Origin of the sequence: Coleofasciculus sp., assembly GCF_046565525.1 — a bacterium.
Taxonomy (GTDB): domain Bacteria; phylum Cyanobacteriota; class Cyanobacteriia; order Cyanobacteriales; family Coleofasciculaceae; genus Coleofasciculus.
The window spans coordinates 1-13,302 of record NZ_JBKHUP010000016.1; the positions used below are offsets into that span (position 1 = coordinate 1).

Sequence of the window (13,302 nt, forward strand, 5' to 3'; positions counted from 1 at the left end):
GTCGCTTTGCTGAACGCAACGCGAAAGTTTCATCCTCTGGTTAAAACGCAGAGGTTTTCACCATCGCTACCCTATAACATTTTTGGGTTGATTACTCATAACACCCCTTCTGATTAAGTATTTCTTGGCTACCCGACTGAGTAGACGGCTGTCTTTATCTTACATGCCAAGTGGGTGATCAAGATGAGGGATGAGGCAATACTATTCCCAAGCGTGTATTGAACATTGGGAGATCCCCCTGCTCCCTCTGCTCCCTCTGCTCCCCCTGCTCCCTCTGCTCCCTCTGCTTCCCCTGCTCCCTCTGCTTCCCCTGCTTCCCCTGCTCCCTCTGCTCCCTCTGCTCCCCCTGCTTCCCCTGCTTTTAGCGCTTAAGTTGACACCAATGGTTTGACGGTTCACATTTGTTTCCCGCCCTGATGTGACTAAACCCGCCCCGATTCAGTACAAGGATTCTTTGACCAATAACCAATGACGAATGACGAATGACCAAGTATCCTATCTGATGGAAAGGTTTATCAATAAAAGGTGCTGTTATGGCTAGCGCGAGAAACGTCCTGGGTACAGAACTAGAAACCTGTTGCACATCTCCCATGACCGGATTTTACCGGGATGGCAAATGCAGTACTGGAGGCGGTGACTTTGGCGCTCATGTTGTTTGCGCTCAAGTTACCGAAGAGTTTCTGGAGTTTACTAAACAGCGTGGGAATGACTTGAGTACACCCGTTCCCGGATTTAACTTTCCCGGTTTAAAACCAGGCGATCGCTGGTGTCTATGTGCGTCTCGTTGGCAAGAAGCCCTCGAAGCGGGTGCTGCACCTCCTGTGGTTTTGTCTGCAACTCATGCATCGGCTCTAGAATATGTTTCCTTAAGTGAACTCCAGCAACATGCTCTTGATGCAAAAGGTGCATAAGGGCGGGTTTTGTTGCTCCATTATTGGTGAGCCTTTTGCTATATTAGGGCACGATACTATCGTGTCCCTACTCCATCAATTATCCCTTGTGGTAGGGGTACGGCAATGCCGTACCCTATGCCCTAATATCACTGTCCGTACTTATCAGTTTTAGAGTTTTGCACAGATGAAAGAACCGGATTAGAAGCAGTATCAACATTGTCTAAAGCGGGTTTTAGAATCTGCCAAGCTTGTTGCGCTTCGGGTAAAAATTGATCCCGTGCGGCTTTAGCTTCAGCAAACTTGATTAACGTTTTGGCAAAACTCTTATCTGTCGCCTGCTGCATTTGTTCGGGAGTCAGGGGTTCGGGGCTAAAGAGTGCCTCAATTACCGGACGTAACTCCAACGCCTGCTGCTGTACCTCTTCTAAGCTAACTCGTAAACTGGCTAAATTCGCGATCGCCTTCACCGCTTGAATGATTTCCGGTTCATCTTCTGGCGATTCCACCGCTGATGGGGGTCCAACGACAATTAAATCTTCACTGCTTAACCCATCAGCAAAACTATTCGCATCTAAGCTGGTATCCTCTGGGTCATCCATCCGGCGTTCAATTTCTTCCAGCGCCTTTTTGCGACTGCGTTCACTGTCCGTTCTGCCGCTAACTTCAATAAATAAACCTAGTTCTTTTAAATGTTTGGTTGTGTACTGAATCGTCGATTTAGTCATAATCCTTTCGATGAACAATAATTATAAAATACGACAAATTGCTGTATCTTTAAAGAAAAACCAATGGCTTATCCTTAAACGGCGCAAACGCCTCAGCATCAAAGCGGTATAAAGACGCTGGACGACCGGCTCCCCGTGAGGCTTTTAGACCTGTATCGGCTAAAAAACCCAACTTCAATAAACGAGTGCGGAAATTAGAATAATCCGAGAAGTTTTCGCCTAAAACAGTGGTATAGAGTTGATAGAGATCACTGAGCGTAAAAACATCAGGTAAGACATCAAACGCTACGGGGCTATACTCCAACTTATTCCGCAAACGCTGATATCCATACTCGATAATTTTGCCATGATCGAAGGCTAGGGGAGGTATCTGCTTAACTGGATACCAAGCAATACCACTAACCCCCTCAGCAATAAACTGTGCTTCTTCAAACCGAACTAAGGCAAAGTAGCTAACCGATAGGTAACGAACACCAAAGCTTTTTGGGGATTCTCTGGGGTCGCGATTCGGACCGCCAAAGGTGTAGAGTTGTTCCAAGTAGAGATTATTGACCCGAATTTTCTCAACTAGAACCCGATGGGCGGCATCTTCTAGGGATTCTCCCCGACGTACCAGAGTTCCTGGCAAACTCCACTGACTGGAAAAAGGTTCATCCTGGCGCATGATTAATAGCACCAAGACGCGGTTTTGTTGAGTATCGACAGAGAAAATAACATTGTCAACACCGACTTTGAAGTCAGCTAATGCTGATTGGTTTATCGGTTTGATGCCGCGTTCTGACATGGTTATCCAAAACTGTGACGTTTTGAACTTAAAAATGTGATAGTCTCCATAAAAGTATAGCCAAGAACGCCCCTATACCTGAATAATTTGTGTTCATCTGTACAATTGTTCTCGATTAATGTAGTTTTCCACGGGAGGTGTGACCACTTCTGGGTCTTTTTTTTCACGATAGGCTGTGGAGGAAACTCCAGGTACATCGAGATCCGCGATCGCAACGTGAGTGTTAAGCTGCCTCAATCTCTCTAAACCTGCCTTGTCTATTTCATAACCGGGACGCGGTACAATCAGTAACTGTACCTGGCGGAGTAATTCTTCGATCCGATACCAACGGGGTATCTGATTGACTAAATCCGAACCCACCACTAGAGTATAGTCCACCCCATCCCCCCAAGTTTCCTTAGCTTTGGCTAACGTTTCTACAGTTCGGCTACAACTAAACTCCTCATGTACACCAATATTATTACGCGGTGTTTCAATTTCTGAAATTAACACCTCTAACATCCGCTTACGGTGTTCCAGGGAAGTTTGGTGAGACTTAAATGGATTATCTGACGCCCAGACAGCGACTTGGTCGTAGTGGTTTGACAACCATCTGAGAATGGTTTTATGAGCTGCAGTGGGTGGATCAGCACTCGTTCCGAATAAGGCAATAGTGGTCATGTCAAGTCCGGTAGCATCATCATTATATAGTGATACGGGGGGATACAGATAAAGGCTGGGTGTAATTGCTTCATCCTGATAATGGCAGCTATTAACCTGGCATTCCCTAAACGTTTAAGTCGCACTATTTCAAGAGGCGTTTTAGTCGTTTATATACATCATCATCGTTACGCTTACCAACCAAGATTACTTCAACCAAATCCTGATTCGGATTGAACCGATATACGATTCGGTACTCACCGCTATCAACCCGATAATAATCTGGATAACCGGATAGCTATTTGCTATCAGTAGGCAGGGGGTCAACATTCAGTGCCAAGACTTTCTTAGCAATTTGAGCCGCAATTTTGGGTTGTAACCCCTTGAGAAAATCCAGAACAGTTTCTAGTCCATCAAGCTTCGCCATTTGCCAAACCCTGGAGAGTTGATGTGAATGTTTCTGTTCCCACCATCTGAGAGTTCTTCAGTGCGGCTACTGCTGTTTGACCTAAAAGCATATCTTCTAATTCTTCGAGGCGCTTGAGTAGTCGCTGGTAGGTCTGTGCGGACATAATCACATGGCTAGGTTGAGATTGCTGCGTCACCACAACAGGCTCAATAGCGGCTTGCTCAAACACTTCACTGTGGCGATCGCGGGCATCTATGAGAGTATAACTATGCATAGCTAGATTTAAGGTTCACGACTATTGGCATTCTGTCTTAATTGTAGATGACTATCGTCACCGTTCTATTCGGCTCAAGGAAGCAGACAGCTAGGAAGGATGTCAAGAATTAGACATCAGCGGCTTCTTGCTCTAATCGTTTTTCCGTTTGTTGAGTAAGCTGTTTTAATTCATCAGAAATTTCTACTTGTAGAGGCTGGGGATCGTCAAGTTGACGGATTGAATCAGGAATCATTGCCACAGTCGCCGCTGTGCGTTTTTTGATGTCCGCTAACGGTTCCGGTGGATTTAAGCGTTTACCCTCTTTAACCATCAGTTGCAGCACAGAATGTTCATGTTCTTGAGGGGATTCGGATGCAGTTGCTAGCCGATCTTTGATAATTTTTCCTTCAACGCAATGGCGAAAAACTTGTTTGCGCCCAGGATAGGTTTCCTTACTACTCGACTGCTTCATTGTGGGAATGCCATCCATTTCCACAAGTTTGTACACCCCATTAACCGGCTTACCTGTGACCAGTCGCGTACCGACACCATAGCCGTCAATAATACCACCCGCCTGTTTAATCTTGGCAATCTCCCATTCATCCATGTCACCACTGGCAAAGATTTTCGCCTCCGGTAGCAGCGAGTTCACTTGTTTAGACAGATCAGCAATATCTCCAGAATCTAAGCGCACACCTGCAACCTTCGTCTGATTCGCTTTGACCTGTTTTGCCAGACGTTGAGCCGCCGCAACTGTATCATAAGTATCAATTAATAGAGGCGCACTGGGAAAATAGCGTTGAAATGCACTAAATGCCTCATCCTCACTCCCAGATACAGCAGCAATTGCCATAACCAGCGAATGTGCCATTGTGCCACTCGGTTTTTGGTTCAACCTCAGTGCCGCGACCACATTTGAGGTAGAATCAAATCCTGCGGCTAATGCTGCCCGTGCTGCCCAGATTGAAGCCTGAGGACTAAACGCACGGCGGGCACCAAATTCCAACAGCTTGGCATCCTCTCCAGCAACATCTCGCATCCGTGCAGCCCGAGTCGCAATTAGGGTTTGGTAGTTAATTGTATTCAGAATATAAGTTTCTACCAGTTGAGCTTGCCACAGGGGGGCTTCCACCCGCAGCAAGGGTTCATTGGCAAATACGGCGGTTCCTTCGGGTACAGCCCAAACATCCCCAGAGAATCGTCCTGACTTGAGTACTGACCAAAAGCGTTCTGGGACTTGCTCAAACAGCCCTGTTGCCTGCAATGCCTCTATTTGAGATTCATCGAATTGAAGCTTCTCTAGATAATCTAACGCCTGTGCTAAGCCCATGGCAATTAAATAGCCAAAGCCGTTAGGTAAACGTCGCACGAATAACTCAAAGCTAGCGCGTCGATTCTCTAAACCTTCACCAACATAGCAAGCTACCATGGTCAGTTCATACAGATCAGTCAATAGACTGTAATCGGCTGGAGTCAGAGTGAGTTGTTGGTCTTCCTGTAGCATAGGTTTGCTGAAGATTATTAATGAACTACAGCGACTTCAACGAAGTAAGTCGCTGTTTCTGGCGCTTCCTTGCTCCTAGTTGCCGCATACTTCCGCATTTGGTAGCGCTAGGCAGCTCGGCGTCTTGAGAGGCTCGTTCCAAACCCCTTGCCCAAATCTCATTAACTTGGGCAGCATTAACGTCTCTATCCTCAACATGATTACACTCACGATTAGAGCAAATATGAACTCTATCAGCCAAGGTCTTAGGTGTTACTTCCCAACATTTAGCGCATCTTTGAGTCGGTTTGAGTTTCTGAGTCGGGGACTCAACATAGAATCCGCCAGCCTCAGCCGCTTTGTAATCCAACAATTGACCTATAATTCCAAATCCAACATCAAGGATAGAGCGATTTAAACCCGCTTTTTGCTTTTTACGCTTACCTTTTTTGGCTCGGCGAGTCATCCCTTTAACGTTTAACTGCTCATTAGCGATTAGGCTATTACCGCTGACTATATCGCTAGTTGTTTTATGGAGCCAATCTTCTCTTTGACACCCTACTTTGCTTTGGAGTTTAGAAACCCTCTTGCGTTCCTTTTTCCATCGGCTTGAACCTTTTATCTTTTTCTTCCTGTTGGGCGCTCTCTTACGTCTTAAACGCTTTGATGCCGCCTTGACCTTTCTGTGTCCCTCCTTAATAAAGTCAGGTTTAGCAATCTTTTCGCCTGTCGATAGCGTTATTGCGTCTTTACAGCCTAGGTCAATACCGATAGAGCCTGTACTTGTCTTGCGGACTGGCTCACACTGGAGTGTAATAGATGCGTACGATTTGCCATTTCTCAAGCAAATCGTACATGTTGTTGCTCTCCCCCAAGTTCTAGCTCGACCTCTCATCTGAATCTTCAAGCCCAAGTCTCGCAGCTCTAAGTGACCGTTTTTGCCATTAGAAGAAACTTTCCAGCTTGCTTTATCTGGATAAGTCCAACCTGCATATCTACCCTTGGCTTTGAACTTGGGATATTTCCCTAAACCTTTAAAAAACCTCTGATAGGCGAAATCAACACGCTTTAACGTAGCTTGTAACGTGTGAGAACCTAATTCAGCGTACTCAATCCAAACTTTCTTGAACTCAGGTAAACAATTCTGTTGCTCAAAATAATCTACAGAATGACCAAAGTGTTTGTATTGCGTCCGGCGATTTGCGATAGCCGCATTATAGAGTTCGCCATGCATTTTTCTAGCCCAATGTAACTTGTCACACTGAGATTTGTTGGGATATAATCTGTAGGTTACTCGACGTGTTTTCATGCTACTATTCTATCAAAAGTCTAGCAATTTGACAGGCTTCGGGATGTTGAATCCCTCGCCTGTCCGCTATCCTTCTCCGGCTTACTTCGTTGAAGCCGGAGATTGCCGCGAGCCGCGTTCACAAAGGGAAAGCAGGGAAGCCATGCTGTACTATAAGGAATTAGTACTCTGACCGCGACCTGGTACAGGAATCAGTTCAGTTGCCCCAATTATAGTAGAAATCACCAAAAATAGTTATCTAACAGGTACTGGACTTGGGACAAACTTCGTAGGGGATGTCGGGCTTTTCCGGAAAGGGTGCAACAAATTATTACAGAATGTCAAGGATGTCAAAGAAAATTTATACAAATAGCGAATAATCGGGCGTTTGACTGAACCTTAGGAAAAGTATTGCAAACATAATCAAATAAATGTTGCAAAATACTGTTTTTATGTGGCGCATCCCTCATAATTAACAAGTGAATTGCATACGAATACATCAATTTAAATCTGACTGAGCTTTACTCTATTAGGAGGATGTTATGAATATTTCCAAGCTGTTTGCAGACATGACCCAATATATATCGGAAGCGGTTGTCAGAATTTTTGGTCCCAGCGACGATGCTTATCCGTCTACAGGCGTACAACCCTTCAGTGGTGAACCCTTCCACAAACCCAGAGGAGCGGATTGGTAACCTAGAAAAGAAAATCGGTAAAAAGTTGGTTTGGTAACTATTCATGGGTTCATTTAAAAAAGTTAAGTTGGTGAAGATACGTTCAGTTTCTTCACCAACTTTTATTTAGGTATTTATTAAAAGGAAATTTATTTGAGAAGCTGACCACTAGGTTTCTACTACCTTCGACCGCTCTGATGGAGAGTTTAGTCTCCCGTTGGTAGTAACAAAGTGAAGGAAGCGACAAAAACTTCACACCACCTTTGTTCAGCAATTTGGTTGCACCGTTTGCACATCTGACGTCGCTCTCCTTCGATGTACAACAAATGGATCACTGCGGCAAAACTTCCAATCCGGTGCAATTCCTTTGTTATTTCCTATAGTAGCGGCTAAACCCTTTCAGGTTATCGATCGTTAGGTATAAAAGACAACAATTTGCTATCCATCTAAAAGAATAGAAGTTTTGGGTTTACAAGGAGAGTTGACGCAATTGATGTTGCTGTTGATTGATACCAAGTTGCAGTCTAAGGTAGAATCTGTCATGCTGAGCAAAACCCTTCACGACCTTCGAGGGCAGGCTCCGTGAAACGGAGTGACGCGAAGCATCTGCCCAGATTCTGACGCTCGTTCCGACGCTCGTTCCGACGCTCGTTCCTCGCTACCGCAACGCTTTCGCTACCGCAACGCTTTCGCTATCGCGCAAGCGTCACGCTTCGCTCTTCCTAGACATGATAGAACGCAACTTGGTATGAACTGTCGTTGTTCTAAGCTGTCATGCATTTAAATTGGGAATGGGTAGCGAGCTTGCTGGCTCGCACTACAAGGATTTCGCCATTATTGACATGAAGGTTTAAATGGCGAACAGGTTAGGGTTAACAACTTGTACTTAATGGGCGGATTGGTAATCTAGAAAAGAAAATCGGTAAAAAATTGGTTTGGTAACTATTCATGGGTTCATTTAAAAAAGTTAAGTTGGTGAAGAATGTTAAGTTTCTTCACCAACTTTTATTTAGGTATTTATTAAAAGGAAATTTATTTGAGAAGCTGACCACTAGGTTTCTACTACCTTCGACCGCTCTGATGGAGAGTTTAGTCTCCCGTTGGTAGTAACAAAGTGAAGGAAGCGACAAAAACTTCACACCACCTTTGTTCAGCAATTTGGTTGCACCGTTTGCACATCTGACGTCGCTCTCCTTCGATGTACAACAAATGGATCACTGCGGCAAAACTTCCAATCCGGTGCAATTCCTTTGTTATTTCCTATAGTAGCGGCTAAACCCTTTCAGGTTATCGCTCGTCAGGTATAAAGGACAACAATTTGCTATCCATCTAAAAGAGTAGAATTCTTGGGTTTATAAGGAGAGTTGACGCAATTGATGTTGTTTTTGATTGAACTGTCGTTGTTCTAGGGATAACAACTTGTACTCAATGGGAGGACGCATATCCCACTGAGTTTCGGCAAACATCAGTAGAGAGGCGGTCATTACGATACCCGTGGTGAGAAACTGCCATCCACCTACATAGTTTAAAAGAGCAATACCCAGTAAATGAATGATACCTGCTAGAGTAAAAGCACGCGATCGCATCCCTATTCCTGTCCCTAGGTAACCCACGGCGCACAATCCCAACCATAGAGGACAAAGGCGAATCAACAGATGTCCCCAACCCAGGAAGATGCTCAAATCGGTGAGAATGACACCACCAACCATAAGGAGTCCCCAAAAATAAAGTAACCAGTTGAGGCGTTCGACTTTTACCCAAAAGTTAGTGAGTACCACCATCGCTGCGATGCCCATTAGGGTGAGTCCTGACCAAAGTCCCGCTTGGAGTTTCCAGCTAATCGGCAAAAATTGGGCGGTGATGAAAATCATGGCACAAATTAGACCCCAGAACAGGAATACCTGGTCGATACGGGTATAAAAGGCAGATAGCAGTGTCTTGTGTCCGAGTTGCCAATGCAGGCGTAACAATCCTTGACGGTCTTGGTAGTCGAGTTCGTGCTGTTTGATACGAATAATTGGCTCTGTGGGATTGAAGAAGTTCATGCTATATCTACGTTTGGCAAGAAAGTGTTGTAAAACGTGATCTGTCTAGAGGATGATTTTTTAACTATATTAACAATATATTACAAAATGTGTAGATTATGATCATCAAACTCAAACTAGAGGAAACAGTTGATGAAGGTAAAACGCCAAAGCCGCACTGGCTACAGGTACGGTAAGATTATCCAAGCCCCACTTCGAGAACATTTCCAAAGCGGTAGCCCCTAACGCGACAACTATAGGCACTAACCAGGTTTGCCAAACATTACCCTGGACGCCAAATAGAATTAAACAACTGACCCCATAGCTGATGAGAGTCATCGTCACAGAACCTTCCCAGCTTTTTGTCATCCCCCAGATTTGGTACTTATGCTGCCCAAATCGCTGACCAATCAATCCCGCTAGTCCATCTCCCCAGGTCATGACTAAAATTCCAATGGCAGCATAGGGGAATTGATTGGGCGACCAAAACCAGGCGATGAGGATACCAATACTCACAGCATAGAAGAACGTGCCAAAACTTCTACGTCCTACACTGTTGATACCGGGCAGAAATGGCACATAATACGACAACAGTGCGATCGCGCTAGCGATGATGGATGCGGCTATACCAACCCAGGCGGGAATTTGTAACCACCAAGCCACTAAAATAACATTGCCTGTACCGATGTGAACCACTTTGCGTGCTAATTCTGAACTGGTCGAAGTGTGACGATGGAGTGTCTCAGCGGATAGCACAATCACACCTAGCCCCAGTGCCACAATACTAATCTGGAGCCATAACGCCGGAATTGATTCAAACCAAGGTATTGAGTCAAGCAAGAGTTAACACGAATAACACAGGAGTGCCTTATCTGAGCGATCCGCCAGAAGACCCTCCCTTGAGCGCGACGGGATGAATGGCGAGTTGTGAAGATTTAGGCAATACATTATCATAGTATCAAGTTGTAATGATGAAAATTTTATTAATTTGGCTAATTCGAGGCTATAAAACCTTTATTTCCCCTATCTTTGGGCCAACCTGTCGATTTCACCCAACCTGTTCAACCTATGCCCTACAAGCCATTGAACGCTTTGGAGTGTGGCGTGGGAGTATCCTCGCACTGCGGCGCATCTTACGCTGTCATCCATTTCATCCGGGGGGTTACGATCCGATTCCGGAAGCGACTTGCAACAATAAGAGGGGAGACGGGAAGCGGGGTAAGTAGCTGTGCAGATAGAGAAGTAGCAGAGGGAACAGCCGATCTGTAGGGGCGGGTTTTACAGATAACGTTTTGGCACTGTCGGTGAAACTTAACTAAACCCGCCCTGACTAAGTGTGAGAGTTTTGACGCTTCTTGCCGAGAGAGATAAATCCGCTAAATCGCGTATTAAGAATCATAACTATTGCGGAGGAAATTACCTAAGTAGAAATACACAATAGTAGTTAAGCACATACGACTTATTAAGGGCTTACGCCATTGAGTTATCTAAGCAGTATCTCCGTGTCTCAGCGTAAGTCCTTTTTCTTTATGCTTTCTCAAACTTGATCTTAGTTAACCATAGCTGAGCTGATCGTACTCTGACAGTCCGCATTCTTTAATAAATCTAACATTTCTTTACAAAGAGACACAAACTTCTCCGTGATTCTACGGTGATACAAAGGAACTAGCTGCCAAATTTCCGGAAATATACTGATTATTTTGCTCTTTGATTTGGATATGTTCTAAAAGGAAACACTGTATTCTTTAGCCCCTGAACGCTTGTTCTGACGGTCAGGGGATTTTTTGTACCTGTCTTGAGTTATTAGTCTGATGGCGGTGCTAGAAAATAAAGGACTAATGACCAAAGACAAATCATGATGAAACCCTATTACCAGATTCTGATTCGAGACTGTGGAGAACCCCTCGTTCCCATACCCTTGGAGCAGTTCGCGGTGGAATCCCCTCATCCTTATGAAAAACTGGGCGCTCCTTATGGGAAAACGTCTCCCTATCATTTGCGCCAGACGGTGTTAGAGGCATTAATTGCAGCTCAAAATGACCTGCAACAGCGATGTCCGGGTTGGCGTATCCTAATTTTTGATGCCTATCGTCCTGTAGCGGTTCAGCAATTTATGGTCAACCATACTTTCGCTGAAGTTGTGCGATCGCACAACCTAAACCCAGCGACTCTATCGGAAACACAACGCCAGATGATCTGGCAGCAAGTTTATCAGATTTGGGCATTACCGAGTCCTGACCCCTTAACCCCACCGCCTCATAGTACCGGTGCAGCCGTGGATATTACTCTAGTTAATCACCAGGGTGAGACGATTGACATGGGTTCGGAGATTGACGAACTCTCACCCCGATCTCATCCAGATTACTACGCCCAGGAGTGGCAACTCCCCTATCATGCCCATCGGCAACTGTTACGGGATATCATGCAAAAGGCAGGATTTCAGCGCCATCCGGGGGAGTGGTGGCACTTCTGCTGCGGCGATCAGATGTGGGCGTGGTTGTGCCATCAACAGAACCCAAGCCAGAGATTTATCGCTCGTTATGGTCGAGTGGCTGGTGTTCCTCCCTGCTCTGAAGAGCCAGGGCTTCCCCCATAGGAAAAGGCTCCAAGGCAGAAGGTTTAAAGATAAAGGGGACAATAAAAGCAGATTGGGTATTAAACCGATATTCTGGGTAAAGACGATTTTTTTGTCTGTCGATCACTCCCATCTGAACAGGTTATGATTGCACCAAAACAAGTCTATGTTCTCTTATTCAATGCTCGTACAGAAAACGAGGGGATTCACACCCTGCAAATCGGCGATCGCAATGTGGTGTTAATGTTTGAGTCAGAGGACGACGCGATCCGTTTTGGCGGGATGCTAGAAGCCCAGGATTTCCCTAGCTCCTCTGTGGAAGCGCTGGAGGTTGAGGAAATTGAAGAATTCTGCCAAAGTGCCGGTTATGATTGCCAGCTAGTTGAAAGCGGGATGTTGGCATTACCGCCGGAAAAAAATGTGGAAAAAACGGACTGGCAAGCCGATGCTGCGCCAACTCAAGAACCAGAGATCTCGGATCTGGATCGAATTCGCCGTCAGCTAGAGGGATTGTTGTAAGCGCAATTATAGTGAAATAAATGAAAAAGTTGGAGGAGCGGGGTTATCTGCTAACGGAACAGGTGAACCCTCAGAGTCAGAATCTAGACCAACTCACCTCGCTAGAGTTAGTGGATTTGTTTAATCGCGAGGATGAAAAAACAATTCGTGCGATCGCCGCCGTTCGGACTCAACTGGCACAAGCGATTGATCGCACGGCGCAAGCTCTGAAACAAGGGGGGCGTCTGTTTTATGTTGGTGCAGGTACGAGCGGACGCTTAGGGGTATTGGATGCGGCTGAATGTCCTCCCACCTTTTGTACCCCACCCGAACTGGTGCAAGGGATTATCGCCGGTGGTGCAGGGGCGTTAATCCGGAGTTCGGAAAACTTGGAAGATCAAGAAGAAGACGGCAGCGAAGCGATCGCGCATCGTCAGGTGACGGAACTGGATGTCGTAGTTGGCATTACCGCAGGTGGGACAACACCCTATGTGCGCGGGGCGCTGCAAGCCTCACGACAGCGAGGCGCCACGACAATTTTGCTCGCCTGTGTCCCCGCCGAACAAGTTAGTTATGAGGTGGATTTAGATATTCGCTTACTCGTCGGGCCAGAAATTCTCGCCGGTTCAACGCGCTTAAAAGCCGGAACTGTGACCAAAATGGTATTGAATATCCTGTCTACGGGTGTGATGGTGCAACTGGGCAAAGTCTACGGCAATCGCATGGTCGATGTCGCGGTCACCAATAAAAAACTCCATGACCGTGCTTTAAGAATGCTACAAGACCTGACTGATCTTAGCCGAGACGAAGCCGGGTTTTTGCTCGAGAGCAGTGGGCGGCGGGTTAAACTGGCACTACTGATGCACTGGACAGGAGAGGATGCCACAGTCTGCGATCGCCTGTTGAGTCAACAGCAAGGCAATCTTAGACAAGCATTACTCACGTATCAGAACAGTGGTGAGTAACCTTCCGCACACTAAATCAAAGATTAGACCGTGAGCCTCCTTGCGGCAATAGGTGATTCATCAAGGGCGACTTCCCGCAGCTTCCCTAC

Annotated in this window: 14 protein-coding genes and 1 pseudogene; 6 read left to right on the plus strand and 9 right to left on the minus strand. The window is 45.9% G+C overall.

Translation table 11 applies throughout. From position 1 onward, the window contains the following. Positions 1-533: 533 nt before the first annotated feature. Entirely contained in the window at positions 534-911 is a 378-nt protein-coding gene (locus ACLGGO_RS07945; protein WP_446418894.1) for a DUF2237 family protein, read from the plus strand. 128 nt (positions 912-1,039) lie between these two features. Here the strand turns inward: ACLGGO_RS07945 and ACLGGO_RS07950 are convergent, their stop codons facing one another. The 7 genes and pseudogenes from ACLGGO_RS07950 to ACLGGO_RS07980 all read right to left on the minus strand — a co-directional run bounded on the left by ACLGGO_RS07950 (position 1,040) and on the right by ACLGGO_RS07980 (position 6,498). After that, positions 1,040-1,618, minus strand: coding sequence for a hypothetical protein (locus ACLGGO_RS07950; protein WP_446336347.1), 579 nt, complete (start codon positions 1,616-1,618; stop codon positions 1,040-1,042). A 49-nt stretch (positions 1,619-1,667) separates the two neighbouring features. Beyond that, positions 1,668-2,402 carry an NUDIX hydrolase gene (locus ACLGGO_RS07955; RefSeq protein ID WP_446336346.1) on the minus strand — a complete coding sequence of 245 codons (735 nt, stop codon included), beginning with the start codon at positions 2,400-2,402 and terminating at the stop codon, positions 1,668-1,670. A 93-nt stretch (positions 2,403-2,495) separates the two neighbouring features. Then, positions 2,496-3,062 carry a nicotinate-nucleotide adenylyltransferase gene (locus tag ACLGGO_RS07960; protein ID WP_446418895.1) on the minus strand — a complete coding sequence of 189 codons (567 nt, stop codon included), beginning with the start codon at positions 3,060-3,062 and terminating at the stop codon, positions 2,496-2,498. 124 nt (positions 3,063-3,186) lie between these two features. Next, positions 3,187-3,468 (minus strand): annotated as a pseudogene (locus ACLGGO_RS07965) (type II toxin-antitoxin system RelE family toxin). Beyond that, positions 3,455-3,724, minus strand: a complete 270-nt coding sequence (locus tag ACLGGO_RS07970) for a type II toxin-antitoxin system Phd/YefM family antitoxin (protein ID WP_446336343.1) — start codon at positions 3,722-3,724, stop codon at positions 3,455-3,457. Before ACLGGO_RS07970 ends, ACLGGO_RS07965 begins: the two are co-directional and overlap by 14 nt. Before the next feature lie 109 nt (positions 3,725-3,833). Next, positions 3,834-5,210, minus strand: coding sequence for a nicotinate phosphoribosyltransferase (locus ACLGGO_RS07975; RefSeq protein ID WP_446418896.1), 1,377 nt, complete (start codon positions 5,208-5,210; stop codon positions 3,834-3,836). A 25-nt stretch (positions 5,211-5,235) separates the two neighbouring features. After that, complete coding sequence (locus ACLGGO_RS07980; protein ID WP_446418897.1) at positions 5,236-6,498, minus strand: RNA-guided endonuclease InsQ/TnpB family protein; 1,263 nt, start codon at positions 6,496-6,498, stop codon at positions 5,236-5,238. 521 nt (positions 6,499-7,019) lie between these two features. Here ACLGGO_RS07980 and ACLGGO_RS07985 point away from each other — a divergent pair. Beyond that, the gene (locus tag ACLGGO_RS07985) at positions 7,020-7,172 is read left to right on the plus strand and encodes a hypothetical protein (protein WP_446336340.1); all 153 of its coding nucleotides are present in this window, start codon (positions 7,020-7,022) and stop codon (positions 7,170-7,172) included. A gap of 1,331 nt (positions 7,173-8,503) precedes the next feature. Here the strand turns inward: ACLGGO_RS07985 and ACLGGO_RS07990 are convergent. Both ACLGGO_RS07990 and ACLGGO_RS07995 read right to left on the minus strand, forming a co-directional pair. Then, a complete protein-coding gene (locus tag ACLGGO_RS07990) occupies positions 8,504-9,196 on the minus strand; it encodes a hypothetical protein (protein WP_446418898.1) in 693 nt (230 codons plus the stop codon). A 111-nt stretch (positions 9,197-9,307) separates the two neighbouring features. Then, positions 9,308-10,015, minus strand: a complete 708-nt coding sequence (locus ACLGGO_RS07995; protein ID WP_446418899.1) for a diacylglycerol/polyprenol kinase family protein — start codon at positions 10,013-10,015, stop codon at positions 9,308-9,310. A 131-nt stretch (positions 10,016-10,146) separates the two neighbouring features. Here ACLGGO_RS07995 and yidD point away from each other — a divergent pair, with 131 nt between their 5' ends. The 4 genes from yidD to murQ all read left to right on the plus strand — a co-directional run bounded on the left by yidD (position 10,147) and on the right by murQ (position 13,213). After that, positions 10,147-10,401 carry a membrane protein insertion efficiency factor YidD gene (gene yidD / locus ACLGGO_RS08000; protein ID WP_446336353.1) on the plus strand — a complete coding sequence of 85 codons (255 nt, stop codon included), beginning with the start codon at positions 10,147-10,149 and terminating at the stop codon, positions 10,399-10,401. A gap of 632 nt (positions 10,402-11,033) precedes the next feature. Further along, positions 11,034-11,771 (plus strand): M15 family metallopeptidase, encoded by a 738-nt coding sequence (locus tag ACLGGO_RS08005; RefSeq protein ID WP_446336352.1) that lies wholly within the window; start codon positions 11,034-11,036, stop codon positions 11,769-11,771. A 123-nt stretch (positions 11,772-11,894) separates the two neighbouring features. Then, a complete protein-coding gene (locus tag ACLGGO_RS08010) occupies positions 11,895-12,269 on the plus strand; it encodes a DUF3110 domain-containing protein (protein ID WP_446336337.1) in 375 nt (124 codons plus the stop codon). Between the two features lie 20 nt (positions 12,270-12,289). Next, positions 12,290-13,213 (plus strand): N-acetylmuramic acid 6-phosphate etherase, encoded by a 924-nt coding sequence (murQ, locus tag ACLGGO_RS08015; protein WP_446336335.1) that lies wholly within the window; start codon positions 12,290-12,292, stop codon positions 13,211-13,213. Positions 13,214-13,302 lie beyond the last annotated feature (89 nt).

Bases quoted from the DNA above. Each gene is read 5' to 3' on its own strand.
- ACLGGO_RS07985 (WP_446336340.1), top strand. From the start codon at position 7,020: ATGAATATTTCCAAGCTGTTTGCAGACATGACCCAATATATATCGGAA.
- ACLGGO_RS07960 (WP_446418895.1), bottom strand. From the start codon at position 3,062: ATGACCACTATTGCCTTATTCGGAACGAGTGCTGATCCACCCACTGCA.
- ACLGGO_RS07975 (WP_446418896.1), bottom strand. From the start codon at position 5,210: ATGCTACAGGAAGACCAACAACTCACTCTGACTCCAGCCGATTACAGT.
- ACLGGO_RS07950 (WP_446336347.1), bottom strand. From the start codon at position 1,618: ATGACTAAATCGACGATTCAGTACACAACCAAACATTTAAAAGAACTA.
- ACLGGO_RS08005 (WP_446336352.1), top strand. From the start codon at position 11,034: ATGAAACCCTATTACCAGATTCTGATTCGAGACTGTGGAGAACCCCTC.
- ACLGGO_RS08010 (WP_446336337.1), top strand. From the start codon at position 11,895: ATGATTGCACCAAAACAAGTCTATGTTCTCTTATTCAATGCTCGTACA.
- ACLGGO_RS07990 (WP_446418898.1), bottom strand. From the start codon at position 9,196: ATGAACTTCTTCAATCCCACAGAGCCAATTATTCGTATCAAACAGCAC.
- ACLGGO_RS07980 (WP_446418897.1), bottom strand. From the start codon at position 6,498: ATGAAAACACGTCGAGTAACCTACAGATTATATCCCAACAAATCTCAG.
- ACLGGO_RS07945 (WP_446418894.1), top strand. From the start codon at position 534: ATGGCTAGCGCGAGAAACGTCCTGGGTACAGAACTAGAAACCTGTTGC.
- ACLGGO_RS07955 (WP_446336346.1), bottom strand. From the start codon at position 2,402: ATGTCAGAACGCGGCATCAAACCGATAAACCAATCAGCATTAGCTGAC.
- ACLGGO_RS07970 (WP_446336343.1), bottom strand. From the start codon at position 3,724: ATGCATAGTTATACTCTCATAGATGCCCGCGATCGCCACAGTGAAGTG.
- murQ (WP_446336335.1), top strand. From the start codon at position 12,290: ATGAAAAAGTTGGAGGAGCGGGGTTATCTGCTAACGGAACAGGTGAAC.
- yidD (WP_446336353.1), top strand. From the start codon at position 10,147: ATGAAAATTTTATTAATTTGGCTAATTCGAGGCTATAAAACCTTTATT.